The organism is Jiangella ureilytica, assembly GCF_004348545.1.
Classification (GTDB): domain Bacteria; phylum Actinomycetota; class Actinomycetes; order Jiangellales; family Jiangellaceae; genus Jiangella; species Jiangella ureilytica.
Window position 1 is genome coordinate 1 of sequence record NZ_SMKL01000030.1, and the last position, 24,543, is coordinate 24,543.

The 24,543-nt window shown below is 72.3% G+C and carries 25 protein-coding genes; 14 read left to right on the plus strand and 11 right to left on the minus strand.

All coding sequences use genetic code 11. From position 1 onward, the window contains the following. Nucleotides 1-68 precede the first annotated feature (68 nt). Genes E1212_RS14720 through E1212_RS14730 form a run of 3 tightly spaced genes read right to left on the minus strand, consistent with a single transcriptional unit; the run spans nt 69 to nt 2,234 of the window. Nucleotides 69-656 carry a DNA-3-methyladenine glycosylase I gene (locus E1212_RS14720; protein ID WP_131983709.1) on the minus strand — a complete coding sequence of 196 codons (588 nt, stop codon included), beginning with the start codon at nt 654-656 and terminating at the stop codon, nt 69-71. Next, nucleotides 646-1,431 (minus strand): enoyl-CoA hydratase-related protein, encoded by a 786-nt coding sequence (locus tag E1212_RS14725; RefSeq protein WP_238992350.1) that lies wholly within the window; start codon nt 1,429-1,431, stop codon nt 646-648. Before E1212_RS14725 ends, E1212_RS14720 begins: the two co-directional genes overlap by 11 nt. Then, nucleotides 1,428-2,234, minus strand: a complete 807-nt coding sequence (locus tag E1212_RS14730) for a PaaX family transcriptional regulator (protein WP_131983711.1) — start codon at nt 2,232-2,234, stop codon at nt 1,428-1,430. Before E1212_RS14730 ends, E1212_RS14725 begins: the two co-directional genes overlap by 4 nt. A gap of 193 nt (nt 2,235-2,427) precedes the next feature. On the opposite strand from E1212_RS14730, the gene E1212_RS14735 reads away from it, so the two are divergent. The 3 genes from E1212_RS14735 (at nt 2,428) to E1212_RS14745 (ending at nt 4,676) form a co-directional block, all read left to right on the plus strand. After that, on the plus strand, nt 2,428-2,595 hold the full coding sequence (locus tag E1212_RS14735) for a DUF3117 domain-containing protein (protein WP_069114398.1): 168 nt from the start codon (nt 2,428-2,430) through the stop codon (nt 2,593-2,595). Nucleotides 2,596-2,704: 109 nt separating this feature from the next. Then, nucleotides 2,705-4,315, plus strand: a complete 1,611-nt coding sequence (locus E1212_RS14740; protein WP_203416871.1) for a leucyl aminopeptidase family protein — start codon at nt 2,705-2,707, stop codon at nt 4,313-4,315. A 19-nt stretch (nt 4,316-4,334) separates the two neighbouring features. Continuing rightward, on the plus strand, nt 4,335-4,676 hold the full coding sequence (locus tag E1212_RS14745) for a hypothetical protein (protein WP_131983713.1): 342 nt from the start codon (nt 4,335-4,337) through the stop codon (nt 4,674-4,676). A gap of 671 nt (nt 4,677-5,347) precedes the next feature. Here E1212_RS14745 and E1212_RS14750 read toward each other — a convergent pair. Next, nucleotides 5,348-6,220, minus strand: coding sequence for an alpha/beta fold hydrolase (locus E1212_RS14750; protein ID WP_131983715.1), 873 nt, complete (start codon nt 6,218-6,220; stop codon nt 5,348-5,350). A gap of 70 nt (nt 6,221-6,290) precedes the next feature. Here E1212_RS14750 and E1212_RS14755 point away from each other — a divergent pair, with 70 nt between their 5' ends. Next, the gene (locus E1212_RS14755; protein WP_203416872.1) at nt 6,291-6,983 is read left to right on the plus strand and encodes a winged helix-turn-helix transcriptional regulator; all 693 of its coding nucleotides are present in this window, start codon (nt 6,291-6,293) and stop codon (nt 6,981-6,983) included. On the opposite strand, the gene E1212_RS14760 is transcribed toward E1212_RS14755, so the two are convergent. From E1212_RS14760 to E1212_RS14780, 5 genes are read right to left on the minus strand one after another with little or no spacing between them, the layout of a single operon-like run. After that, a complete protein-coding gene (locus E1212_RS14760; RefSeq protein ID WP_131983719.1) occupies nt 6,955-9,237 on the minus strand; it encodes an FdhF/YdeP family oxidoreductase in 2,283 nt (760 codons plus the stop codon). The genes E1212_RS14755 and E1212_RS14760 overlap by 29 nt on opposite strands. Beyond that, complete coding sequence (locus E1212_RS14765; RefSeq protein WP_203416873.1) at nt 9,234-10,004, minus strand: IclR family transcriptional regulator; 771 nt, start codon at nt 10,002-10,004, stop codon at nt 9,234-9,236. The genes E1212_RS14760 and E1212_RS14765 overlap by 4 nt, the downstream gene beginning before the upstream one ends. A 45-nt stretch (nt 10,005-10,049) precedes the next feature. Continuing rightward, nucleotides 10,050-10,796 carry an iron-sulfur cluster assembly protein gene (locus E1212_RS14770; protein ID WP_203416874.1) on the minus strand — a complete coding sequence of 249 codons (747 nt, stop codon included), beginning with the start codon at nt 10,794-10,796 and terminating at the stop codon, nt 10,050-10,052. Continuing rightward, complete coding sequence (locus E1212_RS14775; RefSeq protein WP_131983721.1) at nt 10,793-11,851, minus strand: amidohydrolase family protein; 1,059 nt, start codon at nt 11,849-11,851, stop codon at nt 10,793-10,795. Before E1212_RS14775 ends, E1212_RS14770 begins: the two co-directional genes overlap by 4 nt. 11 nt (nt 11,852-11,862) lie before the next feature. Then, complete coding sequence (locus E1212_RS14780) at nt 11,863-12,894, minus strand: NAD(P)-dependent alcohol dehydrogenase (RefSeq protein WP_131983723.1); 1,032 nt, start codon at nt 12,892-12,894, stop codon at nt 11,863-11,865. A gap of 194 nt (nt 12,895-13,088) precedes the next feature. Here E1212_RS14780 and fdhD point away from each other — a divergent pair, with 194 nt between their 5' ends. Further along, on the plus strand, nt 13,089-13,907 hold the full coding sequence (gene fdhD / locus E1212_RS14785) for a formate dehydrogenase accessory sulfurtransferase FdhD (protein ID WP_203416875.1): 819 nt from the start codon (nt 13,089-13,091) through the stop codon (nt 13,905-13,907). Nucleotides 13,908-14,107: 200 nt separating this feature from the next. Here fdhD and E1212_RS14790 read toward each other — a convergent pair whose 3' ends face one another. Beyond that, on the minus strand, nt 14,108-14,617 hold the full coding sequence (locus tag E1212_RS14790; protein WP_131983727.1) for a GNAT family N-acetyltransferase: 510 nt from the start codon (nt 14,615-14,617) through the stop codon (nt 14,108-14,110). Between the two features lie 81 nt (nt 14,618-14,698). Then, complete coding sequence (locus E1212_RS14795; protein WP_338033791.1) at nt 14,699-15,352, minus strand: O-methyltransferase; 654 nt, start codon at nt 15,350-15,352, stop codon at nt 14,699-14,701. 197 nt (nt 15,353-15,549) lie between these two features. Between E1212_RS14795 and sigE the strand changes: the two genes are divergently transcribed. The 9 genes from sigE (at nt 15,550) to E1212_RS14840 (ending at nt 24,539) form a co-directional block, all read left to right on the plus strand. Then, entirely contained in the window at nt 15,550-16,191 is a 642-nt protein-coding gene (gene sigE / locus E1212_RS14800) for an RNA polymerase sigma factor SigE (RefSeq protein ID WP_131983836.1), read from the plus strand. Next, entirely contained in the window at nt 16,188-16,769 is a 582-nt protein-coding gene (locus tag E1212_RS14805; RefSeq protein WP_131983731.1) for an anti-sigma factor family protein, read from the plus strand. The genes sigE and E1212_RS14805 overlap by 4 nt, the downstream gene beginning before the upstream one ends. Beyond that, complete coding sequence (locus tag E1212_RS14810; protein WP_131983733.1) at nt 16,766-17,875, plus strand: sigma-E factor regulatory protein RseB domain-containing protein; 1,110 nt, start codon at nt 16,766-16,768, stop codon at nt 17,873-17,875. The genes E1212_RS14805 and E1212_RS14810 overlap by 4 nt, the downstream gene beginning before the upstream one ends. Nucleotides 17,876-17,933: 58 nt before the next feature. Continuing rightward, nucleotides 17,934-19,301, plus strand: coding sequence for a S1C family serine protease (locus tag E1212_RS14815; protein ID WP_162605473.1), 1,368 nt, complete (start codon nt 17,934-17,936; stop codon nt 19,299-19,301). Nucleotides 19,302-19,359: 58 nt separating this feature from the next. Further along, nucleotides 19,360-19,938 carry a twin-arginine translocase TatA/TatE family subunit gene (locus E1212_RS14820; RefSeq protein ID WP_131983737.1) on the plus strand — a complete coding sequence of 193 codons (579 nt, stop codon included), beginning with the start codon at nt 19,360-19,362 and terminating at the stop codon, nt 19,936-19,938. 763 nt (nt 19,939-20,701) lie between these two features. After that, nucleotides 20,702-21,409: a FadR/GntR family transcriptional regulator gene (locus E1212_RS14825; protein WP_131983739.1), complete on the plus strand. Its 708-nt coding sequence runs from the start codon at nt 20,702-20,704 to the stop codon at nt 21,407-21,409. An 87-nt stretch (nt 21,410-21,496) separates the two neighbouring features. After that, complete coding sequence (locus E1212_RS14830; protein WP_131983741.1) at nt 21,497-22,765, plus strand: ABC transporter substrate-binding protein; 1,269 nt, start codon at nt 21,497-21,499, stop codon at nt 22,763-22,765. A 12-nt stretch (nt 22,766-22,777) separates the two neighbouring features. Next, nucleotides 22,778-23,719, plus strand: coding sequence for a carbohydrate ABC transporter permease (locus E1212_RS14835; protein ID WP_131983743.1), 942 nt, complete (start codon nt 22,778-22,780; stop codon nt 23,717-23,719). Between the two features lies 1 nt (nt 23,720). Continuing rightward, the gene (locus E1212_RS14840; protein WP_131983745.1) at nt 23,721-24,539 is read left to right on the plus strand and encodes a carbohydrate ABC transporter permease; all 819 of its coding nucleotides are present in this window, start codon (nt 23,721-23,723) and stop codon (nt 24,537-24,539) included. Nucleotides 24,540-24,543: the final 4 nt, after the last annotated feature.

Sequence of the window (24,543 nt, forward strand, 5' to 3'; positions counted from 1 at the left end):
CCGCGAACCCCGGCCAACCGCGAACCCCGGCCAACCGCGAACCCCGCCCACCTCTCAGCGCACTCTGGTCAGCGGGCGAAGCAGCCGGCGAGGTGGTCGTTGACGAGGCCGCAGGCCTGCATGGCCGCGTAGGCGGTGGTGGGCCCGACAAAGACGAAGCCGTTCTTCTTCAGCGCCTTCGCCAGGGCGGTCGACTCCGGTGTCGTCGCGGGGACGTCGCCGAGCGAGGTGGGCACCGGGCGGCCGACGGGGTCGGGGGCGAAGGACCAGACCAGCCGGTCGAGGGCGCCGTCGCCGTCGGCGTCCTGCAGCGCCACCAGGGCCCGCGCGTTGGTGATGGCCGCCGCGACCTTGGCACGGTTGCGCACGATGCCGGTGTCTTGCATGAGCCGCGCCTCGTCGTCAGGGCCGTAGCCGGCGACCACCGCGGCGTCGAAGCCCGCGAACGCCTTCCGGAAGCCGTCGCGCTTGCGCAGGATGGTCAGCCATGACAGCCCGGACTGGAACGCCTCGAGGGTGAGCCGCTCGTACAGCGCGGTGTCGCCGTGGACGGGCCGGCCCCACTCGTCGTCGTGGTAGGCGATGTAGTCGGGGGCGCTGAGGCCCCACGAGCAGCGCGGCCGCCCGTCGCGACCGTCGACCAGGTCAGTGGCCACGGAACACCGCCTTCTGCTTGCTGAGGAACGCGTCGACGGCGGCGCGGTGGTCGTGGGAGGCGCCGGTCCACTGCATCATGTCGGCCTCGTGGCCGAGGGAGTCGTCGAGGCCGTGCGTGGCGGAGAACTCCAGCGCCCGCCGCAGCGCCGCGTACGCCCGGGTGGGCCCGGCGGCGAACCCGCGCGCCAGTTCCAGGGCCCGCGGCAGCACGTCGTCGGCAAGCACGACCTCGGTCGCCAGCCCCAGCGCGAGCGCCTCGTCGGCCTTGACCGTGCGAGGGAGGAACAGCAGCTCGCGCGCCTTCGCCCAGCCGACCAGCCGCGGCAGCGTCCACGACGACCCGGTGTCGGACGACAGCCCGATGGCCGCGAAGGCGAGGTTGAACCCGGCGGTGTCGGCGACGATGCGCAGGTCGCAGGCGAACGCGTAGGACGCCCCCGCGCCGGCGGCGACGCCGTTGACGGCCGCGACCACCGGCTTGGGCATGGTGAGCAGCGCCTTCACCGTGGGGTTGTAGTGCTCGCGCACCGTCTCGGCCAGCCCGGAGTCGCCCGACGCGAGCGCTTGGGCGTGCTCTTTGAGGTCCTGCCCCACGCAGAACGCCTTGCCGGACCCGGTGAGCACCACCGCCCGCACGGTGTCGTCGTCGGCGGCGGCGAGCACGGCGTCGCGCAGCGCGACCTTGGTGGCGGTGTCGAGGCTGTTCATGGCCTCGGGCCGGTCGAGCGTGATGACGCCGACGCCGTCGTCGGCCTCGTAGCGCACCGGGGTCACGGGTCACCCTCCTTGGTGGGTCGGGCGGACAGGCACGCGTCGACGAACCGGCCGGCGGCGGGCTGCAGCCGGGCCGCGTGCTCGTCGAAGAAGGTGGCGGCGTCGTCGCCGGGCCAGACCTCGGGCAGCAGCTCGCGCGGCAGGCCGGGGTCGGTGAACAGGAACTTGCGCCACTCGTGCACGAGCCGGCTGCGCACGGCGAACGCCTGCTCGTCGGAGGGCTGGCCGGGCAGCGAGCCGAGCAGCGACCGTGCCTCGGAGAGCCAGCGCAGGTAGGACCGTCCGACGGCGTCGAGGTCCCACGCGCGGCGCACGAGCTCGGCGTCGTCGCCCTGGTGCCGGGCGCTGAATCTCTCGGCGCGGAGGTCTTCGGCCTCGAGCAGCGAGGGCAGCTCGGGCGAGGGGCGGGCGGCGATCCAGGTGCCGTCGCCGACCGGCGCGTAACCGAGGTAGGCCAGGCCGTTGCGCAGCCGCTCGCGCGCGGCCCGCTGCGCCGACCGCTCGGGCACGACGACGTGCCAGCGGCCGTCCCAGTCGCCGCGGCCGTTGGTGCGGTAGATGCGGGTGGCGGCGTCCTCGAGTCGGCGGTCGGCGCGCTCGGTGAGCTCATAGCCGGGCGACCCGTCGATGCGCACCGGGCGCAGCCAGCCCTGCTTGACCATGCGCGACACGGCGGTGCGGACCGCCGGCGCGGCGACGCCCAGCGGGGCGAGCAGCCGCACCAGCGCGGCGACCCGGGCGCTGCCGCCACGCGAGCGCACGTGATCGCCATAGAGGTCGAACAGGGCGGATCTGGCGTTCACAGTCCACCATCCTGCCAGTCCGCACTGACAGCCCGGTCCGCTACTCCGGCATCCCCAGGTGAGGACATACCGACCGCGGTCTCCCCGCGGCGACCAACATGCGGGATAATGACCTCCATCGTGACGCACACGGCTGGTGCTCCCTGGCCATCAGGGAGTTTGGGTGTGCGCCTGAAAAGGAAGGGGTGCGCGGATGGCGGCGATGAAGCCGCGGACTGGCGATGGGCCGCTCGAGGTCACCAAGGAGGGGCGCGGCATCGTCATGCGTGTCCCGATCGAGGGTGGCGGTCGTCTGGTCGTCGAGCTCACGGCTGACGAGGCCGGCGCGCTGGGTGATGCGTTGAAGGATGTTGTCGGCTGACGTGTCGTTGCCGTGAGCATTGAATAGGTGCCCTCGTCCGGCGCCGGTGGCGCTGGGCGGGGGCATTACTCTGCCCGGAGGACCGGGAATCGCAGAACGAGGAGTGCACGTGTCGGCCGAGAACACAGTCAGCCCCACCGAGGTCGTGGTCGACGCCCGGCCGTTGCTGGACGCCGAGGCCGGCGTCCTCGCGCTGGCGGTGTGGCCCGGCGAGGCCCCGGACCAGCCGTCCGAGCGGGTGTCGCGCGACGATGCCGCTCCTGCCGGGCCCGACGGCGACAGCTCGCCCTGGGTCGGCCCCGGCGGCGCCGAGGTCGCCGACGCGCTCGGCCTCGATCTGTTCGCCGCGCTCGACCGCGACCACGCCACCGGCAAGGCCGGTGAGGTCGTCGCCGTCCAGGTGTTCGCCGAGGGCCGCGGCGCCGCGAGCGTCGACGGCGAGGTCGACGTCACCGAGGTGCTGCTGGTCGGCCTCGGAGACGGGTCGCCGGCCGCGTACCGGAAGGCCGGCGCGGCGCTGGCCCGGGCCGCCCGCGGCGTCGACCGGCTGGCGTCCGCCGTCACCGCGACCGCCGACGACGCCGCCACCCGCGCGTTCGTCGAGGGAGCCGTCCTCGCCACCTACACGCTGGGCGGCTTCCGCAGCACGCCCGTTCGGGAGACCCGGCTCCCGCTGGGCACGCTGGTCCTGACCGGCGACGGCGCCCGCGTCGACGTCGTGGCCGCCGCCGTCGCCGTCGCACGGGCCGGCTGGACCGCCCGCGATCTCGCGCAGACGCCGTCGAACATCAAGGACCCCGAGTGGCTGGCCGCGCAGGCTCTCCGTCTCGGCGCCGAGCACCGGCTCGACGTGCGGGTGCGTGACGAGAAGGCGCTGGCCGACGAGGGCTTCGGCGGCATCCTGGCCGTCGGCATGGGCTCCGAGCGCCCGCCGCGGCTCATCGCGCTGCGCTACGAGCCGCCGAAGGCCGGCCGGGACACACCGCACGTCGTCCTCGTCGGCAAGGGCATCACTTACGACACCGGCGGTCTGTCGCTGAAGCCGCGCGAGGGCATGGTCCCGATGAAGGCGGACATGACCGGCGGCGCCGTGGTCATGGGCGTGCTGTCGGCCGTGCGCGAGCTCGGCGTCGGCGTGCGCGTCACCGGCCTGGTCGCGGCGGCCGAGAACGCGCTCGGCGCCGCCGCGCAGCGGCCCAGCGACGTCATCCGGCAGTACGACGGCACCACCGTCGAGGTGCTCAACACCGACGCCGAGGGCCGCCTCGTGCTCGCCGACGGCATCGGCTACGCGGTCGCCGAGCTCGAGCCGACGGTCGTCGTCGACGTCGCCACCCTCACCGGCGCGGCGACGACGGCGCTCGGGCGCGGCCACGGAGCGCTCTACTCGCCGTCCGACGCACTGGCCGACGCCCTGCGCTCGGCCGGCGAGGCGTCGGGCGAACTACTGTGGCGCATGCCGCTGGTCGAGGACTACCGCTCCGCGCTCGAGTCCTCCATCGCCGACATCTCGCACATCGACACCGAGCACGTGGGCGGCGGGTCCATCACCGCCGCGCTGTTCCTGCAGCGCTTCGTCGGCGACGTGCCGTGGGCGCACCTCGACATCGCGGGCCCCGCCCGCGCCGACTCCGACAAGGGCGAGCTGACCAAGGGCGGCACCGGGTTCGGGGTGCGGGCGCTGCTCTACTGGCTCGAGGCCGGCGCCCCGGTCTCCTGACGTCTCTTTCGGAGGAACCATGTACGGACTGAGCGTGCGCTGGTCGCTGGCGTCGGCGCCCGACGGGACCGACACCGCGCTGCGCGAGTACGTCCACGACACCTCGCTGGCCCGGTTCACCGGCATGGAAGGGCTGCGGTTCAAGACCTGGCGCACCCGGCCGGGCGAGTGGTTCGAAGGCACCTACGTCTTCGAGACCGCCGCCGCCCGCGACGCCTTCGCCGCCTCGTTCGCCGAGGTGGCCGCCGACTCCCCGGGCTCCAAGATCATCGGGTCGGCGCCGGTGTTCCAAGAGACGTTCGACGTGGTCGCGGTCGCCGAGGGTAGCTCCGGGTTCGCCGCCGGCCCGGGGCCTGTTTGAGCTGTTGGTCCGTGGGGTTGCGTGGGGTTCCCCCGTCCCCCTGCTGCCCATTCTCTTGAGCCGCGCGGGGTGCCCTCGAGTCCGCGCGCTCTGTGCTTGCGCGCGGCCGGGGTCGTGGGGTTGGGTGGGTTCCCCCCGTCCCCCTGCTGCCCATTCTCTTAGCCCCGGACGGTCGCCTCAAGCGGACCGGTGGGCGCTGCGCGCCCTGGGGGTCCGCTTGACCCGCCCGTCCGGGGCCTAATAACGGGCAGCTATCAGGGGGACGGGGCGAGTCTGGCGACGTGCGCGGGGTCGGCGGGCCTTGGTGCGTCCGCGATGTGGGATTTGGCGGTGTTCGCGGGGCCATCACGAGGTTCTCTGCCGCTTCACCAGGCCTGCATGCCTGGTGATGTGGCAGAACGCCTGGTGATGTAGCGGATCGCCGATGATCATCGCGGTTCGCAGCCCGGCGAACCGGGACGAAACGGGCATGCGGAGGGTGAGGCGTGCCCAGGGTCTCCCCGTCCCCCTGATAGCTGCCCGTTCTTATGCCCCGGGTGCCCGGGTCAGGCCGAAGCCCCGCAAGCACACGGTCAAGCAACCACAGCGGGCGCCGGCTTGAGGCGGGTGCCCGGGGTTAAGAGAATGGGCAGCAGGGGGACGGGGAGCCAACCCCGAACCCCCGGCCCACCTCAAACCCCCGGCGAACCTGCGGTGTGAGCGACCACCTCGGCGACGACGGTGTCCCAGACGGCGCGGGGCGGGTACTGGTGGCCCATGCCCTCGAGCGGCACCAGTCGCGCACCCGGAATCTCAGCGGCCAGCGCCTCGCCGTGCGGGAGGGGCAGCAGCGGGTCGGCGGTGCCGTGCAGGACCAGCGTCGGCGCGGTGATCCGGGCCAGCTGGCCGCGCTCCAACCCGCCGCCCTCGAGGATCCAGTGGTTGGTCTGGCTGGCGGCGATGTCGGCGGTGCGGTCGTACATGCGAGCGGCGACGGTGCGCTCGCCGTCGAGGTCGGGCGGGATGGCGCCGTCGAACGGGCGCAGTCCGTCGACCAGGGCCGCGAGGGCGGCATCGCGGTTGGACCAGTCCGGCCCGGGCTCCTCGGACGCGAACATCTCGGCCAGCTGCGCCGACATCGGCGGCAGGTCGGGGTTGTCCGGCCCGAGGGGCCCCGTGGGGCTGGTCGACTGCAGCGTCAGCGAGAGCACCCGCTCGGGGTGGTCGACGGCGATCTGCTGGGCGATGCCGGCGCCCATCGAGATGCCGTAGAGGTGCGCGGCGGCCACGCCGTAGCCGTCCAGCACCGCCAGGGCGTCGGTCACCAGGTCGGCCCCCGAGTACCCCGGCGACCCGGCCGGATACGCCGTCGACCGGCCGGTGTCGCGGAAGTCGTACCGGATGACGAAGCGACCAGGCGCGGCCAGCCGCGAGCAGAACTCGTCCTCCCAGTAGTCCATGGACGCGGCCGCGCCGCCGATCAGCAGGATCGCCGGGTGGTCCGGCGAGCCGAACGCCTCGGCACACAGCTGGGCGTCACCGGCCGGGATCATCGTCTCCGTCATCGCTGGCTCCTCGCTTGCTATGAAAAACGTAGTAGGTGATATTCTTTTCATAGTTTTCGAGGAGGCGCAAGTGACCCGGACCTACGGCGAGGGCTGTCCGATCGCCCTCTCGCTCGACATCGTCGGCGAGCGCTGGGCGCTGCTCGTGGTGCGTGAGCTGCGGCTCGGCCCGCGCCGCTACAGCGACCTGCAGGCTGCGCTGCGCGGCATCACGCCGGCGGTGCTCTCGAAGCGGCTCAGGGAGCTCGAGGAGTACGGCGTCCTGCACCGGCGCGAGCTGCCGCCGCCGGCCGCCGCGAAGGTCTACGAGCTGACGGAGTGGGGCGCCGGCCTCGAGCCGGTCTTCCAGGCGCTGGCCCGCTGGGGCGTCCGCTCGCCCGTGCTGCCGCTGACCGGCGAGGTGAGCGCCGATTCCGTCATGCTCGGCCTGCGCACCTTCTTCTCGGCCGACGACGGCGACGGCGTCAGCCCGCGTCCGGCGCCGTGGTCGGCCTCCTACGAGGTCACCCTCGGCAGCGACGTCTACCGGCTGCGGGTCGAGCACGGCCGCCTGACGGAGCTCGCCCGCGGCCCGGCCGGCACCGCCCCCGACGTGCTGGTCCGCACCACGAAGGCCGCCTGGCAGGCGGTGCTCGACGGCGCCGAGCCGCTCGCCGACGCCGTCGCCGCCGGCCGGCTGTCCGTCACCGGCGACCTCCGTGCGCTCCAGAGCCTGGTCGATGCGCCGCGGAAGATCAGGCCGAGGCCGGCTCCAGCCGGATGATCACCGACTTCGAGGCCGGGGTGTTGCTGATCTCGGCGGTGTGGTCGAGCGGCACCAGCACGTTCGTCTCGGGGAAGTACGCAGCCGCGCAGCCCGGCGCCGTCGGGTACGACACCACGCGGAACGACGGCGCGCGGCGGTCGCCGTCGTGCCACTCGCTCACGAGGTCGACCATGGCGCCGTCGTCGATGCCCAGCTCGACGAGGTCGGCCGGGTTCACGAATACCACCCGGCGGCCGTCGCGGATGCCGCGGTAGCGGTCGTCGAGGCCGTAGATGGTGGTGTTGAACTGGTCGTGCGAACGGACGGTCTGAAGGATCAGCCGGCCCGGCGGGACCCGCAGCACCTCGAGCTCGTTGACGCTGAACTGCGCCTTGCCGCTGGCGGTGGGGAAAGATCGCGAGTCGCGCGGCGGGTGCGGCAGCACGAAGCCGCCCGGCACCGCCACCTTCGCCTCGTAGTCGGAGAACCCCGGGACGACCCGGGCGATCCGCGCCCGCACCGCGGAATAGTCGGCGGCGAACGACCCCCACGGGACGGCGCTGGCGCCGTCGTCGCCGAACACTCGCGATGCCAGCCCGCAGACGATCGCGACCTCGCTGCGCAGCTGGTCAGACGCCGGGCGCAGGGTGCCGCGCGAGGCGTGCACCGCGCTCATGGAGTCCTCGACGGTGACGAACTGCTCGCCGCCGGCCTGCACGTCGCGCTCGGTGCGGCCCAGGCACGGCAGGATGATCGAGCGCCGCCCGGCCAGCGCGTGCGACTTGTTCAGCTTGGTCGACACGTGCACTGTCAGCGGCACCGACTGCAGTGCGGCCGCCGTCAGGTCGCTGTCAGGGGTGGCCGAGGCGAAGTTGCCGCCCATGGCCATGAACACGGCGACCTTGCCGTCGCGCATGGCCCTGATGGTGTCGACGGTGTCGTGGCCCGGCCGGCGGGGCGCCGTGATGCCGAACTCGGCCTCGAGCGCGTCGAGGAACGCGGCCGGCGGCTTCTCCCAGATGCCCATGGTGCGGTCGCCCTGCACGTTGCTGTGCCCGCGGACGGGGCAGGCGCCGGCGCCGGGGCGGCCGACGTTGCCGCGCAGCAGCAGGAAGTTCACGATCTCGCGGATGGTCGGCACGGCCTTCTTGTGCTGCGTGAGGCCCATGGCCCAGCAGACGATGATGCTCTGGGCCTGCCGCACCTCGGCGACGAACGCCTCGAGCGCCTCGCGGGTCAGGCCGGTCGCCGTCGCGACGTCGTCCCAGTCGATCTTCTGCCAGGCGGCGACGGCGTCGTCATAGCCCGTCGTGAACTCGTCGATGAACGCGTGGTCGACGGCGCCGGCGTCGGTCAGCAGGCGGTTGACCGCCTGGAAGAACGCGAGGTCGCCGCCGAGCCGGACCTGCAGGTAGAGATCGGAGAGCAGGGTGCCCTTGCCGACGACGCCGCGGACCGTCTGCGGGTTCTTGAACGTGTGCAGGCCGGCCTCGGGCAGTGGGTTGATGGCGACGATGCGGGCGCCGCGCCGCTTGGCCTGCTCGAGTGCGGTCAGCATGCGCGGGTGGTTGGTGCCCGGGTTCTGCCCCACGACGACGATGAGGTCGGCGTGGTCGGTGATGTCGGTGATCGAGACGCTGCCCTTGCCGACGCCCAGCGTCTCGGTCAGCGCCGCGCCGGACGACTCGTGGCACATGTTCGAGCAGTCGGGCAGGTTGTTGGTGCCCAGGGTCCGCGCGAACAGCTGGTACAGGAACGCGGCCTCGTTGCTGGTGCGGCCGGACGTGTAGAAGACGGCGTCGTCGGGGCTGGCCAGCCCGCGCAGCTCGGTCGCGATGATGTCGAGCGCACGGTCCCAGCTGACGGGCCGGTAGTGGGTGTCGCCGGTGTCGCGCAGCATGGGCTCGGTGAGCCGGCCCTGCTGGCCCAGCCAGTGGTCGGAGCGCTCGGACAGCTCCGCGACCGGGTGGGCGGCGAAGAACGCGGCGTCGACCCGGCGGATCGTCGTTTCCTCGGCGACCGCCTTGGCGCCGTTCTCGCAGAACTCCGCCAGGTGCGGCTTGCCCGGCTCGGGCCAGGCGCAGCCGGGGCAGTCGAAGCCGCGCTGCTGGTTGACCAGGCGCAGCGTCGTCACGCCGCGGCGTACGCCGGCCTGCTCGAGAACCGCCTTGACGCCGTGCAGGACACCGGGCACCCCCGCCGCGCTGGCAGGCGGCGGGCTCACCCGCAGGCCGGCCTCGTCGTGATCGTCCTTGGGCGGCGGAGTGGTCATGTACCGACGGTAGCGCCAGGCGCCCGCCGGTGTGCCGCCCGGAGCGCCCTCGTGACGCGGTTGGCGCCGGTGCGGACCGCGCGCTCGATGTCCCAGCGGCGGGCCTGGAACTCCGGCGACGGCAGCGAGATGGCGACGGAGCCGATGACCTCGCCGCCGGCGGAGCGGACCGGGGCCGCCATGCACGACAGCCCGGCCTGCAGCTCGCCGATCTCGAGGGCCACGTTCGACTCGCGGACGTGCGACAGATGCCGCTCCAGCTGGTCGGGCTCGACGATGGTGGACCGGGTGAGATCGGCCATGCCGGCCTGGTCGAGATAGCAGTGCAGCTGGTCGCGGTCCATTCCGGCGAGCATGACCTTGCCGAACGCCGTGGCGTGCGCCGACTCGTCGAACCCGACGTCGAGCAGCTGGACCCGGCGGCGCCGCTCGGAGTCGGCGATGTGGGCGATGACGATGCCGGCCTCGCGGAACACGGCGTAGTAGGCGGCGGCGTCGGCGTCGTGGTGCAGCGCCCGGACGGCCGCCGCGACGTCGTCCTCGACGGCCAGCTGGCGGTGCAGCGCGCGATCGAGCCGGCGCACGCCGTAGCCCAGCGCGTAGCGGTGCTCGCTGGCGAGGTGGACGACGTAGCCGCTGTCGATGAGCGTGCTGAGCAGGTGATAGGTGGTGGGGAGCGCGAGCCCGAGCTCCTCGGCGATGCTGCGCGCCGTGACGCCGCGCGGATCAGAGGCCACGACCTCCATGACCCGCAGCGCCTTCGCCACTGAGGCGATGGTTCCTGGCGAGGACCGCACCGACACCTGCCCCACTCACCCAGCGTAGCTGCCGTACCGGGTGCTCAGCAGCCCCCGGCAGAGCCCGGCATTGCCCTCGATGCTGATCCGCGTCGTGCGGGCCAGCCGCAGCCGCATCGGCAGCGCCTCGGGCGGAATCGGGGCGCCGTCGTCGTCGACCAGCAGCGGGGCGTCGTCGTCGGCCGGCAGCCCCAGACGAGCCCGGCGGCGACGCAACCTGACGCCGTCGTCGCCCGGCACGTCACCCAGCAGGGCTCGGGCGAGGTCGACCCCGTCCTGCGCCAGTCCGGACGCGACCCGTTCCTGCTCGGCGGCGTGCGCCTTGCGCCAGAACGTCACCCGCAGCTCCTGCAGCTCACCTTCGGCGAGGCCCTCGAAGGCCGCGGCGAACCCGTCGCCGGCCGCCACACCACCGTTGATCTCCTCGGCCGCGAAGTGGTCCTCCAATCGCACGTCGACGGCGTCGACCCCCGGCACCGCGCGGGCGGCCTCGTAGGCGTCGGCGACCATGAGGTAGGCGAAGTTCGGCGCGCAGAAGTAGGTCGGCAGCCGCAGCCGGATGCGCGCGGTGCCGTCCTCGACGCGCACCGACGAGACGAAGCCCAGCTCCGTCACCGGCTCGTCCAGCTCCGGGTCGACGACGGCGTCCAGCGCACGCAGGACGGCCGCCGTCACCGGGCCGGCGGAGGGGCGGCCGCCGGCCCGGGCGGCGTCGGCGCCGGCTGGGGGGCTAGCGGCGCTCGACGCGGTGGAGGCGGTCACGAGGCCACCGGAGCGGCCGGGCTGAGCGGCTCGGAGCCGATCGCCTCGCCGTCGCCGTCCGTGACGCCGTCGGGCAGCCGCAGGTCGGCCGGCACGTCGATGTCGTACAGCCGGGCGGCGTTCAGGCCGAGGATCTTCTTCTTGATCTCCGTGGTCAGCGTCCCGTACTCGGACTGCAGGTCCTCGGGGATCTGGAAGTCGACGAACCGCTCGATCAGCCAGCGCGGCGTCCAGATGGCGTAGTCGCTGGCGAACGTGATGCGGTCGGGGCCGATCCAGTAGAGCAGCTCGCCGAGGACCTGGGCGAAGTACCGCGGCCGCGAGTGGATGAACGGCATGGCCACCGCCAGCCCGCCGTAGACGTTGGGCTCCTGTGTGGCGATCCAGCAGAAGTCCTCCAGCCGCGGCAGGCCGACGTGCTCGACGACGAACGTCAGCCCCGGGAACGCCGAGGCGACCTCGTCGACGTCGGCGACGTCGAACGCGTCGCGGTTGAGCGGGTAGATGGTCGGGCCCTTGTGCACGTGGATGGTGCGGATGCCCAGCTCCTGACACTTCTCCAGGTACCGGTAGGACCACGGGTCGGACAGCTTCCAGCCCTTCGAGTCGCCCTTCCACTCGGCGGTGTAGAGCTTCACGCCGCGCAGGTGCCAGCGCTCGGCCAGCTGTTCCAGCCGCTCCAGGCCCGCCTCGCCGTCGCGCGGGTCCCACGACCCGTTGACGATGAACCGGCCCGGGTGCTTCTCGGCCAGCGCGCCGTCCTGCTCGGTGGTGTTGAAGCCGTTGACGAAGAAGTCGGTGAGGTAGGTCGGCTGGAAGATCGCCTTGTCGACGTAGCCCACCTCGAACAGGTCGTGCATCACCTGGTCCTCGGACTGGCGCTGGAAGTGCTCCAGCGACCAGACCTCGTCCTCGGGACTGAGGTTGCGGTGGTAGTCGTAGAAGCAGTTCAGGAAGCCCTCGCCGTACCGGTTGGCCTGGTTGGCCGGCGTCCCGTCCCAATAGTGGATGTGGCCGTCCACCACGAAGTAGCTCTGGCCGTCCTTGCTGTACATGCGTGTCTCCTCTAAAGGGCCGGGACGAGGATGGCGCGGCCGCCGGGGACCAGGCCGTGGTGGAGGTCCGACAGCGCCTGCAGCGCGTCGTCGAACGCGTAGAGCTTCGTGTGCAGCCTGACCTTGCCGCGCGCGGCCAGGACCATCAGCTCGTCGAGGTCGTTGTACGAGCCGACGAGGTTGCCGATGACGTTGATCTCACTCGAGATCAGGTCGATCGTCGGGACGTCGACGTGGCCGCCGTAGCCGATGACGTAGTACGACCCGGCCCGGCGGGTCATCGCCACGCCCTCGGCCTCGGTGCCCTTCTCGCCGACGAAGTCGAACACGACGTGCGCGCCGCCGCCGGTCAGGTCGATCACCTCGGCCACGTGGCCGCCGCCGGACCGGATCGTGTGGTGGGCGCCCAGGCCGGCGGCGAGCTCGAGAGCCTCGGCCGACAGGTCGACGACGGTGACCTCGGCCGCCGTCGTCGCCAGCAGCGTCTGCAGGCCGATGTGGCCGAGCCCGCCCGCGCCGATGACGACGGCGTGCGTGCCCGGATGGAGCAGCGGCCAGGCCTTCCGGACCGCGTGGTAGGCCGTCAGCCCGGCGTCGGCCAGCGCCGCGACGTCGCGCGGGGCGAGGTTGTCGGCCAGCCTCACGACGGAGCGGGCGCCGGTGAGCAGCAGCTCGGCCATGCCGCCGTCGGCGTCGATGCCGGGGAACCGCGAGCTCTCGCAGTGCACGTCGTCGCCGCCGCGGCAGGCCCGGCACAGTCCGCAGGTGACGAGCGGGTGCAGGATGACGCGGTCGCCGGCGGCGACGTTGGTGACCGCGGGCCCGATGTCGACGACCGTGCCGGCGTTCTCGTGCCCGATCGTGTACGGCAGCGTGACGCCGCTCTTCTGCGCCCACTGGCCCTCGACGATGTGCAGGTCGGTGCGGCAGACGCCGGCCGCGTCGATCCGGACCAGCACGTCGAGCGGGCCCGAGACCACCGGCTCGGGCACGTCGTCGACGACCGGCTCCTTGCCGTACTCGTGGACGCGGACGGCTCGCATCGGCACCTCTCCCCGGTCGCTTCGTTGCGCTGGTGCCAGGCAATCTGCCGCGTCGTCGCCGGGCTTGTGAACAAGGCTTATCGGATGGCGATAAGCGCGTACCAAACCTCCATGACGATCCTTCCGGCTCGGTTGTCGGACGCGGTTCGCACCGGGACGAGACGCGGGCCGGGCCGGGACCGTACGGTGGTCCCATGGGGCAGATGACGACACGGCGGCCGGTGCTTCGGCTGCGGCCGGGCCGGTCGGCCGAGCGCCCCGACACGCTGGCGGTCGAGGAGCCCCTGCTGGTCCGGGTCGGCGACCGGATCCTCACCTCCACCATGCGCACTCCCGGGCACGACTTCGACCTCATCGCCGGGTGGCTGGTCAGCGAGGGCGCCGCCGGCGACCGCAGCGACGTCGCCGGCATGAAGGAGTGCGTCGACGAGCAGAACACCGTCGAGGTCACCCTCGCCCACGGCGTCGCACCCCCGCGGGCCCGCGCCTTCGAGACCAGCAGCGCCTGCGGCGTCTGCGGCGCCGACCGCGTGGTCGACGTCCGCGCGTCCCTGCGGTGGCGGCTGGCCGACGACCCCACTCGCGTCGACGTCGGCGTCCTGGCCGCGCTGCCCGACCGCATGCGGGCCGAGCAGCGGGTGTTCGACCGCACCGGCGGCCTGCACGCGGCCGGTCTCTTCGGCGCCGACGGTGTCGTGGTGGCGGTCCGCGAGGACGTCGGCCGGCACAACGCCGTCGACAAGGTCGTCGGCTCGGCCCTCATGGCCGGGCTGCTGCCGCTGGCCGGTCACGTCCTGCAGGTCAGCGGCCGGGCGTCGTTCGAGCTGGTCCAGAAGGCGGCCGCGGCCGGCGTGCCGGTGCTGGCCGCCGTCTCCGCGCCGTCCAGCCTCGCCGTCGACCTCGCCGACGAGTGCGGGCTCACCCTGGTCGGCTTCGTCCGCGGCGGCGGGATGAACGTCTACACCCACGCCGAGCGGGTCCGCGTGGCGCCCACGCTGGACGCCGTCGTCTGACCTGGCCGAGTCGCACGTCGGCGACCGGGTGGCGGAACGCTACGAGCAGCTCTGGCCCGAGCCGTTCGAGCCCTCCGCCGTCGACCCGGTGGTCGCGCCGGGCGCGGCGGACTGGTGCCGCAGGACCGGTGCAGCGACCGGCATCGCACGCCCTTCACCGGCGACAGCCGTGCACAGGTCTTCGTCCCGGCGAATCCGGGTCAGCTGGCGGGGACCCAGTAGCGCAGCTTGCCGTGCCGCTCGTCCTCGAACTGCCCGCCGGCCGCCTCGATGACCTTGCGCGACGCGACGTTGTCGACATCGCACGTCACCAGCGCCGGGTCGATGCCGAGCTTGGCCGACCACGGCATCGCCTGCTGGAGCATGGCCGTCGCGTGGCCGCGGCGGCGGGCCGTGGGGCGCACGTCGTAGCCGATGTGGCCGCCGTAGTCGCGCAGCCAGGGCGTCAGGTGGTGCCGGATGGACAGCCGGCCCAGGAAGAGCGGCCCGTCGATGTACCAGAGGTGCGTCGACGGGACCATGCCGCGCGAGCGCGGGGCGTCCTCGCGCTCGTCGTCGATCTGCCGGCGGACGTAGGCGGCGAAGCCCTCGGGTCGCACCATGTCGGCGAGCTGGAGGTCGTCGGCCCATCGCGGCTCGTACCCCGGCTCGCCGACGGCCTCGAGCCACGACTCGTGGACGTCGACGGTGGGGCGGACCAGTTCCGGCACGGGACCTATCGTGCCCCGATCCATGCCCGTCATTCGGCCGGATCGCCGAATCGTGCCGATTCGTGACGGGGGCGCTGCCCGTCAGTCGGCGCGCTTGACGGCGACCAGCAGGCCGTCGCCGACCGGGAGCAGCGCCGGCACCAGGTGGTCGTCGTCGCGGACCAGGCGCACCAGTTCGCGGATGGCGACGGTCTCGGGGTCGCGCTGGGCGGAGTCGGCGACGCGGTCGTGCCAGAGCGCGTTGTCGAAGGCCACGGCGCCGCCCGGGCGCAGCAGCCGCAGTGCCTGCTGGAGGTAGTCGCTGTACTCGTTCTTGTCGCCGTCGCAGAAGACGAGGTCGTAGGCGCCGTCGGTGAGCCGGGGGAGCACCTCGAGCGCCGGGCCGGCGATGAGCCGGGTGCGGTTGGCCGGGACGTTCGCCTCGGTGAACGCCTCGCGCGCCAGCCGCTGGTGCTCGGACTCGATGTCGACGCTGGTCAGAACGCCGTCGGTGCGCATGCCGTTGAGGAGGTAGAGGCCGGAGACACCGCAGCCGGTGCCGACCTCGACGACGGTGCGCGCGTCGAGCGCCGCCGCGAGCAGCCGCAGCGCGGCGCCCCCGCCGGGCCCGATGGGGACGGCGCCGACCTCGGCGGCCCGCTGCCGGGCGCGGCCGATGACCTGGTCCTCGTCGAGGTAGGCCTCCGCGTAGGCCCACGACTCCGACGAGATCGCGGTGGTGCTGCCCGTGGAAATGACCGCCTCCTGGTCCGAACGTCCAGTGTGTCGCCAGTGTCGCGCGCGAACTGTGTCAGTCCTGAGCTTAGGCCGTCAAGGTTCCACATGGAGGGACCGGAACCTCTGCGGCGTCCTGGATCGTTCTGAGGTACAGGGAACGTCGGGAATAGATGGGGGGCTTCCCTGATTGGCCACGAGAGGGGCAATGGGTGACGATGGACGTAGCGCTCGTGCCGACGAGCCGTGTCGAGGAAGGACCCCGCGTGGTCGACGTTGAGACCTGGACGCCGCCCAGCTGGGAAGAGATCGTCCGCGAGCACTCGGGGCGGGTCTACCGACTGGCGTACCGCCTGACCGGCAACGCGCACGACGCCGAGGACCTCACCCAGGACGTCTTCGTCCGGGTGTTCCGCTCCCTGTCCTCCTACACGCCCGGCACCTTCGAGGGCTGGCTGCACCGCATCACCACCAATCTCTTTCTCGACTCCGTCCGCCGCAAGCAGCGCATCCGGTTCGACGCCCTGGCCGACGACGCCGCCGAGCGGCTGCACGGCCGCGAGCCCACGCCCGAGCGCGTCATCACCGACAGCATGCTCGAGGCCGACATCCAGAAGGCGCTCGAGGCGCTGCCGCCCGACTTCCGGGCGGCGGTGGTGCTCTGCGACATCGAGGGTCTGTCGTACGAGGAGATCGCGGCCACTCTCGGCATCAAGCTCGGCACCGTCCGCAGCCGCATTCACCGGGGCCGCGCCCAGCTGCGCGCCGCGCTGGACCACCGCGCCCCTGACGACGCCCGTGCGCTCAGCCTCCGCGACACCGAGGCCGAGGCGCCGCGCGACCACGGAGACCCGGTATGAAACACCTCGACGAGCGGATCAGCGACCTCGTCGACGACCGCCTCGAACACGACGAGCGCGACCGCGCGCTGGTCCACCTGACCGTCTGCGAGCACTGCCGCGAGGCCGTCGAGATCGAGCGCGACGCCCGCAACGCGCTGCGCTCGCTGCCCGACGTCGCGCCGTCGCAGAAGCTGGTGGCGAGCCTGCTCGCGCTGGCCGAGCCCGGCGAGCCGCTGCCCCCCGCCCCGCCCGCGTCCGCAGCGCACCCGGCGCCGGTGGCCGGCTGGCGCCCGCGCGACTCCCGGCCGTCGTCGGGCCCGTCCGGTTCACGCCCCGGCGCCCGCTCCGGTCGCCGCGTCCGCGCTGTGCGCGTGGTCGCGCTGGGCATGTGCACCACGGGCGCCATGCTCATCCTGCTGGCCTCCATCGGCGGCACGGGCTCGGACTCGCCCGGCACGCCCGACACCCCGGTCAGCGTGGTGCCGCCGCTCGACGAGTTCACCTTCGAGCACGCGCGCTCCGTCGGCGGGCTGCCCTTCGGCGAGCCGTCGTCGCTGCTGGTCACCAACGAAAGTCGCTCCGGAGACGGCTGGTGAGTTTGGGCTACCGCGTCGGGCACGGCAGGACCGGCGGGTTGGCCGCCCTGGTCGTGCCGGCCCTGGCCGTACCCCTGCTGGTCGGGGCGCTCGCCGTCTTCGTGCAGGTGGTCCCGGCCGCCTCGCGCGACGTCGGCGACGATCCCCGCGCCGTCCAGCTGCTGCGCCAGTCGGCCACGGCGGCCGAGCACGTCTCGTACCACGGCACCCAGTACGTCTCCACGTGGTCGGCGCTGACCCAGTCGGCCGAGTCGACCAGCGCCATCGTCCAGGTGCGCCACGGCGCCGGCGGCCAGACCGAGATCAGCCTGCACGACCGCCAGACCGCCATCCTCGACGGCCGCACCGCCTCGCGCTGGCTGGCCGGCGAGGGCCCGGCCGACCTCCTGCTCGGCGCCTACACCGTCCGGCTGGCCGGCGAGGACGCCGTCGCCGGGCGCTACACCGATGTCATCGAGGCGTTCCGCAGCGACGGTTCCGTCGCCGCGAAGCTCTGGCTCGACCGCGAGACCGGCCTGCCGCTGCGCCGCGAGTCGTTCGCGCAGGACGGCTATCCGCTCAGCGCCAGCGCGTTCATCGACATCACCATCGGCGGTCCCGACCTGTGCTGCGAGTCGCCCTCGGGGGTCGGCTCCGCGGCGGTGTACGAGCAGCCCGAAGACACCATGCTCCGCTGGGACGACATCGAGGACCTGCGCGAGGACGGCTGGCACTGCCCCGGCTCGCTGGGCGAGGGCATGGACCTCTACGAGGCGCGGCGGGTCGGCGACGCCATCCAGCTCAGCTACTCCGACGGCGTCATGACGGTGTCGGTGTTCGAGCAGTCCGGCTGGCTCGACCCCGATGAGCTCGAGGGCTACGACACCGCCGACTACGAGGACGGCGTCGTCTACACCCGCCCCGGCCCGCCGGCCCGGCTCATGTGGTCCAGCGGCGGTCGCGTCATCACCGTCGTCGCCGAGGCGCCGCTGGCCAGCGTCCGCGACCTGCTCCAGCAGTTGCCGCCCGACCCCGCCGCCGAACCCGAGCAGAAGAAGGACGGCTTCGGCGACCGCATCGCCCGGGGCGCGCAGCGGGTGGGGTCGTGGCTCAACCCCTTCGACTGATCCGCACTCATCACGACCGGACGGTGCGCGGCGCGCCGTCGGCTGGGAGAATGACGCCATGAAGGCAGGCTGGACCAGTCTGGGGCACGTCACGTCGCCCGAGGAGCGGACGGGCGCCGACCCCTGGGCGGGCGGGTCCTGGCGGTACACCGAGGGCACGAGCCGGCCGGCTCCGGGCCTCGCCGACCCCGGCGCGGTCACGCGCCGGCTGGCCGCGGGCGCCGGTGCCGGTGCCGCCGCCGGCAATGGGACGGCACCGGCGACCACCCGGCCCGTCGAGGCGCCGACGCGGTTCATCGAGACCGCGCCGCACGGCAACGGCGTCCCGGCCGGCGCGCCCGGGCACGGGCGGGCGCCGAAGCGCCGCCGCGGCCTGGCGACGTTCGGCGTGCTGCTGCTGGCGCTGGCCGCCGGCGCCACGGGCGGCCTGGTGGCCGAGGCCATCGACGACGACGCGTCGGGCGGCGGCGACACCGTCACCGTCATCGGCGCCGACCCCGCCGGGCTGGTCGAGCGGCCGCCGGAGTCCATCGCGGGCGTGGCCGCCAGCGTGCTGCCCAGCGTGGTGTCGGTCAGTGTGGCCGACGCCGGCGGTTCGGGCTTCATCATCTCCGAGGACGGCTACGTCATCACCAACAACCACGTCATCGCCTCCGCGGGTGAGGACGGCATCGAGCTGGCCTTCGTCGACGGCCGCCGGCTCACCGCCGAGCTGGTCGGCACCAGCCCCAGCTACGACATCGCCGTGCTGCGCGTCGACGCCGACGACCTCCAGCCGGTGGTCTTCGGCGACTCCGCCTCCGTGGCCGTGGGCGACCCCGTCGTCGCCATCGGCAGCCCGCTGGGCCTCGACGCCACCGTCACCAGCGGCATCGTCTCGGCGCTGGAGCGGCCGGTCACCGCGGGCGGCGAGGACGACCAGTCCTACATCAACGCGCTCCAGACCGACGCCGCCATCAACCCCGGCAACTCCGGCGGCCCGCTGGTCGACAGCGCCGGGCGCGTCATCGGCGTCAACTCCGCCATCGCCAGCCTCGGCCTCGGCGAGCAGGTCGGCTCCATCGGCCTCGGTTTCGCCATCCCCATCGAGCAGGTGCAGCGCACCGCGCAGCAGCTCATCGCCGACGGCGAGGCCGTCTACCCGGTCATGGGCGTGCTGCTCGACAACGGCTTCGTCGGCACCGGCGCACGGGTGGCCGAAAACGGCGACAACGGCCCCGGCGTCAGCCCAGGCGGCCCGGCCGACGAGGTCGGCATCGAGTCCGGCGACGTCGTCGTCGAGGTCGACGGCCAAGACATCCGCACCCCGGCCGAGCTGATCGTCCGGCTGCGCGCGCACGAGCCCGGCGACCAGATCGAGGTGGTCGTCGACCGCGAGGGCGAGGAGCTCACCTTCACCCTCACCCTGGGCTCGGCCGTAGGTTGACGCAGCACGTAGTCTTGCGGGGACGGATGCACGTACGTAGCGGACGTGGGGGCCGGCTGTGTTCGACATAGGTATCGGCGAGGTGTTCGTGCTACTCGTCGTGGCCCTGCTCGTCTTCGGCCCCGACCGGCTGCCCGAGATGGCCAAGCAGGCCGCCGGGTTCGTCCGCGACCTGCGCACCATGGTGGCCAACGCCCGCAAGGACCTCTCCGGCAGTGTCGGCGATCTCGGCATCGACAAAGAGGATCTGAAGACCCTCTCGGACCTGCGCAACCCCAAGTCCTTCGTGCGCTCCAAGGTGCTCGACGGCATCGACCTCGGCCTCGACGACGACGACGCCGGCTCCAGCCGCACCAACGGCACCAATGGCGTCAACGGCACCCGCCCGTCGACGGCGGCGAGCACGGGGACCGAGCACGTGGGCGAGGTGGTCGACGTGCCGCCCCCGTCCGCCGACGTCCCGCCTCCGCCGGAGGACGACGTCCCCGACTTCGACAACCCGCCGCCTCCCATGGAGGACACCCCCGAGGGCCCGCCCGCCGAGCCGGTCGTCGCATCGGCAGACGACGAGCAGGAGCAGGTGCCGGTGAACGCCGAGGCCTCCAGGTCGCCGCGGTTCGACCCGGACGCCACCTGATCCGGTTGGTGGGGTTCCCCCGTCCCCCTGCTGCCCATTCTCTTAGCCGCGGGGACCCGCCTCAAGTCCGTGCCCTCTGTGGTTGCTTGGCCGTGTGGTTGGGGGCTTGGACTTGACCCGGGTCCCCGCGGTCTAAGAACGGGCAGCTATCAGGGGGACGGGGGGAGTCTGGCGACGGGCGCGGCGTCATCGGGCCTGTTGGTGTCCACGTGGTGGGATTTGGCGGCGTTGGCGGGGGCATCACGAGGTTCTCTGCCGCTTCACGAGGCATGCATGCCTGGTGATGTGGCAGAAGGCCTGGTGATGTAGCGGATCGCCGATGATCATCGCGGTGCACAGCCCGGCGAACCGGGCCAACTGGGCGAAACGGGCACGCGAAACGGGGGCGCGAACGGGGACGCGAAACGGGGACGCGAAACGGTGAGGCGTGCCCAGTTCCTCCCCGTCCCCCTGATAGCTGCCCGTTCTTAAGCCCCGGGTGCCCGGGTCAAGCCGAAGCCCCGCAAGCACAGCGGCGAGGTGACCACAGCGGGCGCCGGCTTGAGGCGGGCGGCCGGGGCTAAGAGAATGGGCAGCAGGGGGACGGGGAGCCCACCTCAAACCCCCGCCAACCCCGGTTTCCCGGCGGACGCCCGCACGCTGCCGCTCACCTCGGCGAACGCCGCGATCGGCCGATCCCGGCTCGCATGACAACACGTGACTGTGGTCCCGCGCGTAGTCAGCCCTATCGACAGAAAAGTGATTTAGTGATCTAATCACTCCCATGACCACCGGAGAAGCGGGTCGCCGGACGCTGGCTGACGAGCTGGCGGCGGGTGTCGTGCAGCTGATCCGTGAGCGCCGGCTCGAGGCGGGCGCGCAGATGGACACCGTCCGGTCCATGGCCGAGCGGTTCGCCGTCGCCGTCCCGACCATGCGCGAGGCGTTGCGCCGGCTCGAGGCGATGGGCGTGGTCGTGCTGCGGCACGGGTCCGGGGTGTACGTGGGCGAGAACGTGCGCCGCTCGGTGCTGCCGAACCCGCACGGGCCGCTGCTGACCAGCGAGAGCCTGGTCGACCTGCTGCAGGCGCGGAGCACCATCGAGCCGCCCATCGCGGCCGTGGCCGCCGCCGTCCGGCACGAGGACGGGGTGGCGCGCATCTCCGAGACGCTGGCCGAGGCCGAGCAGTGCCTGATCAGTCGCAACGAGCGGCTGTGGCTGGTCAACCTCGACTTCCACCGGGCGGTCGCGCAGGCGTCGGGAAACACGGTGCTGGCCGAGGTGGTCGACTCCATCGTGCTGGTCCACGCCCAGGAACAGCGCGAGATCCTGCGACTGCACGGCGACGAGGACGAGGACTTCGAGGAGCACCGGCGCATTGCGCGCGCGGTGCTCGGCGGCGACGCGGGCGAGGCCTACCGGGCCAGCAAGGAGCACCTCGACAACGTCATCGAGGCGATCCGCGCCAGGGCACCCGAATCCGGCCGATAGCCACAAGGCCGTCATGCCGACCTGTCACGGGCACATGCTGACGGGTTACACCCGATGTCATACACGAATGCAACGAGGTGAATCATCGTGAGAATGCGTCACAGTGCGGTGCTCGCAGCCGTGGCCGGTTCAGCGCTGGTCCTGGCCGCGTGCGGCGGTGGGGACGACGACGACACCGAGGGTTCCGCCGGCCCCGGCATGATCAACTTTTACACCGACAAGGGCGCCTGGGAGCCTCAGTTCCTCGAGGTGTCCGACGTGTCGGAGCTGAGCCTGGGCCTCGGCCTCGACTTCACCGGTTACTCCGACGCCGACCAGTACTCGGCCTTCATCCGGCAGTCGTTCCGGACCAACGAGAAGCCGGACCTGTTCACCTGGCACACCGGCAGCGAGCTCGAGGACCTGGTCGCCGAGGACCTGCTGGCGCCCACCACGGACATCTGGGAGTCGGCCATCAGCGACGGCAACGTGCCCGAGGCGCTGCGCGAGCACTTCACCGTCGGCGACGAGCAGTACTGCGTGCCCATGAACGCCGCCTACTGGGTCATGTACTACAACAAGCCGCTCTTCGAGCAGTACGGCCTGGCCGAGCCCACCAGCTGGACCGAGCTCATGACCGTCGCCGACACCCTGCTGGCCAACGGCGTCACCCCGTTCTACGAGACCAACATCCTGTTCTCGTTCGTCTGGTTCCAGACGCTGCTGGCCGGCACCGATCCCGATCTCTACAACGCGCTCTCCAACGGCGAGGCCAGCTACACCGACCCCGGCATCGTCGAGGTCATGGAGCAGTGGCGGACCATGCTCGAAACCGGCTACTTCGGCGACCCGGGCGACCAGACCACGCCGCAGGACCAGCTGAAGAACGGCACCGTCGCGATGATCAACTTCGGGACGTTCCTCAGCGGCCAGCTCAACAGCGTCAGCATGGTGTCGGGCACCGACTACGACTTCTTCGTCATCCCGAACGCCAACGCCGAGCTGCCGCAGACCTCGCTGATCTTCGAGACCGGCCCCATGTGCACCGCCAAGGACGCCGAGAACGAGACGTCGGCGCTGCAGTACGCCGAGTGGTGGATGTCCGAGGAGGCGCAGACCACCTGGGCCAACGCCCGCGGCGACGTGTCGTTCAACCCGAAGGCGCTGGTACAGGACCAGGCGCTCGCCGAGCTGAACGAGCAGTCCGCCGGCGACGACTACCTGCTGCTCGAGCGGTACTTCGAGGCGACGCCGACGCCGGTGCTGACGGCGGCGCTCGACGGCTTCGGGGCCTTCGTCACGAACCCGGGCGACCCCATGCCGATCCTCGAGACCATCCAGGCCGAGGCCGACGCCTACTGGAGCGAGCAGGGCTGAGGGAGAACGACGATGTCCGCGCCGGCCACCGCCGCACCCCCGACGTCCGCCGGCGGCTCCGCACCGCGCGAGCCGCGGCGGCGCGACCGGAACGCCTACGGCTGGCCGGCGCGGGCGTTCAGCCTGCCCGCGGTCGTGGTGGTCGCGGTCCTGCTGTACCTGCCGTTCCTCTGGACCACCTGGATCAGCCTCACCGAGTACGACGGCCTCGGCTCGCCCGAGTGGGTGGGGCTGGACAACTACCGCGCGATGTTCGACGACGCCAACTTCCTGACGTCGCTGCGCAACACGCTGATCTGGGTGGCCGGCACCATCACGGTGCCGGTCGCCCTGGGCCTGCTGATCGCGATGCTCTCGCACGGGCTGCGGTTCGGGGCGTGGCTGCGGCTGCCGTTCCTCCTCCCATACGCGATCTCCGGCGTCGCCGTCGGCATCGTCTGGGTGTTCGTGCTGCAGAACGGCGGCGGGCTGAGCCAGGCCCTCGACACGTTCGGGCTGCCGGGGGCGGACACCCGATGGCTGCTGGACGCGCCGATGAACACCGTCGTCATGATCGGCGCGGCGGCCTGGCAGCAGACCGGCGTGAACGCGCTGCTGTTCGTCATCGGGCTGCAGTCGATCCCGCGCGAGCCCATCGAGGCGGCGCGCCTGGACGGGGCGTCGGGCTGGCGGATGTTCCGGCACATGTACTGGCCCATGCTGCGGCCGCTGACGACGGTGGTCGTCGGGCTGGGGCTGGTGGCCAGCCTGAAGACGTTCGACATCGTCTGGATCATGACGCAGGGCGGGCCGGGCCGGAACTCCGAGACCCTGGCGGTCACGATGTACGAGGAGACGTTCGTGAACAGCGCCTACGGCTCCGGGTCGGCCGTCGCGGTGTTCCTGAGCGCCGTCACGTTCCTCGCCGCCATCACCTACCTGCGCCGTCAGCTGTCGACCGAGCGGACGGTGTGACATGGCCGCCCGTGTGCTGCGCCCCGCCATCCTGCTGATCCTCGGCGTCGTCTGGCTGGCGCCGCTCTACCTGCTGATCGTCAACGCCGCCAAGCCCGCCGCGCGCTACGCGTCGGACCAGGTGTGGCGGCCCATCGGCGAGTTCGCACTCGTCGACAATCTGCGCGAGGCCTGGGACCTTGCGGGCCTCGCCGACGCCGTCACCAGCACCGTCATCTACAGCGTGGTGGCGCCGGCGCTGGCGGTGCTGATCGGCGCCGCCGTCGGCTTCGGCATCGTGGCGCTGCGTCTGAAGCACGGGTTCTTCTGGTTCGTGCTGGTGTTCGGCGGCACGATCTTCCCGCTGCAGATGATCCTGATGCCGCTGTTCGTCGGCTACGTCGAGGCCGACGTGTTCGACACCCGCCTGGGCCTGGTGGCGATCTACACGGCCATCTCGGTGCCGTTCGCGGCGCTGGTCATGCGCAACTTCCTCGGCGGCATCGCGCACCAGGTGTTCGAGGCCGCGGTCGTCGACGGCGCGAGCACGTGGCGCATCTTCTGGCGCATCTACCTGCCGATGTCCGGCAGCGCGCTGGTGGCGGTGTTCATCCTGCAGGCGACGTTCGTCTGGAACGACCTGCTGCTGGGCCTCACGCTCAGCCAGTCCGACGAGGTCCGCCCGCTGATGACGGCACTCACCGGCCTGCAGGACACCTACGGCGGGTCGTCGCTGGTGACCGTGCTGGCGGGCGGGCTGCTGGTGTCGCTGCCGACGGTGGTGCTGTTCCTGTCGACCCAGCGGATCTTCAGCCGGGGCCTCAACCTCGGCCAGTTCTAGGAGG

Excerpts from the sequence above, each read along its gene's own strand:
- E1212_RS14735 (WP_069114398.1), top strand. The coding sequence starts at position 2,428 with ATGGCGGCGATGAAGCCGCGGACTGGCGATGGGCCGCTCGAGGTCACC.
- E1212_RS14745 (WP_131983713.1), top strand. The coding sequence starts at position 4,335 with ATGTACGGACTGAGCGTGCGCTGGTCGCTGGCGTCGGCGCCCGACGGG.
- E1212_RS14750 (WP_131983715.1), bottom strand. The coding sequence starts at position 6,220 with ATGACGGAGACGATGATCCCGGCCGGTGACGCCCAGCTGTGTGCCGAG.
- E1212_RS14760 (WP_131983719.1), bottom strand. The coding sequence starts at position 9,237 with ATGACCACTCCGCCGCCCAAGGACGATCACGACGAGGCCGGCCTGCGG.
- E1212_RS14775 (WP_131983721.1), bottom strand. The coding sequence starts at position 11,851 with ATGTACAGCAAGGACGGCCAGAGCTACTTCGTGGTGGACGGCCACATC.
- E1212_RS14780 (WP_131983723.1), bottom strand. The coding sequence starts at position 12,894 with ATGCGAGCCGTCCGCGTCCACGAGTACGGCAAGGAGCCGGTCGTCGAC.
- fdhD (WP_203416875.1), top strand. The coding sequence starts at position 13,089 with ATGGGGCAGATGACGACACGGCGGCCGGTGCTTCGGCTGCGGCCGGGC.
- sigE (WP_131983836.1), top strand. The coding sequence starts at position 15,550 with ATGGACGTAGCGCTCGTGCCGACGAGCCGTGTCGAGGAAGGACCCCGC.
- E1212_RS14805 (WP_131983731.1), top strand. The coding sequence starts at position 16,188 with ATGAAACACCTCGACGAGCGGATCAGCGACCTCGTCGACGACCGCCTC.
- E1212_RS14815 (WP_162605473.1), top strand. The coding sequence starts at position 17,934 with ATGAAGGCAGGCTGGACCAGTCTGGGGCACGTCACGTCGCCCGAGGAG.
- E1212_RS14825 (WP_131983739.1), top strand. The coding sequence starts at position 20,702 with ATGACCACCGGAGAAGCGGGTCGCCGGACGCTGGCTGACGAGCTGGCG.
- E1212_RS14835 (WP_131983743.1), top strand. The coding sequence starts at position 22,778 with ATGTCCGCGCCGGCCACCGCCGCACCCCCGACGTCCGCCGGCGGCTCC.
- E1212_RS14840 (WP_131983745.1), top strand. The coding sequence starts at position 23,721 with ATGGCCGCCCGTGTGCTGCGCCCCGCCATCCTGCTGATCCTCGGCGTC.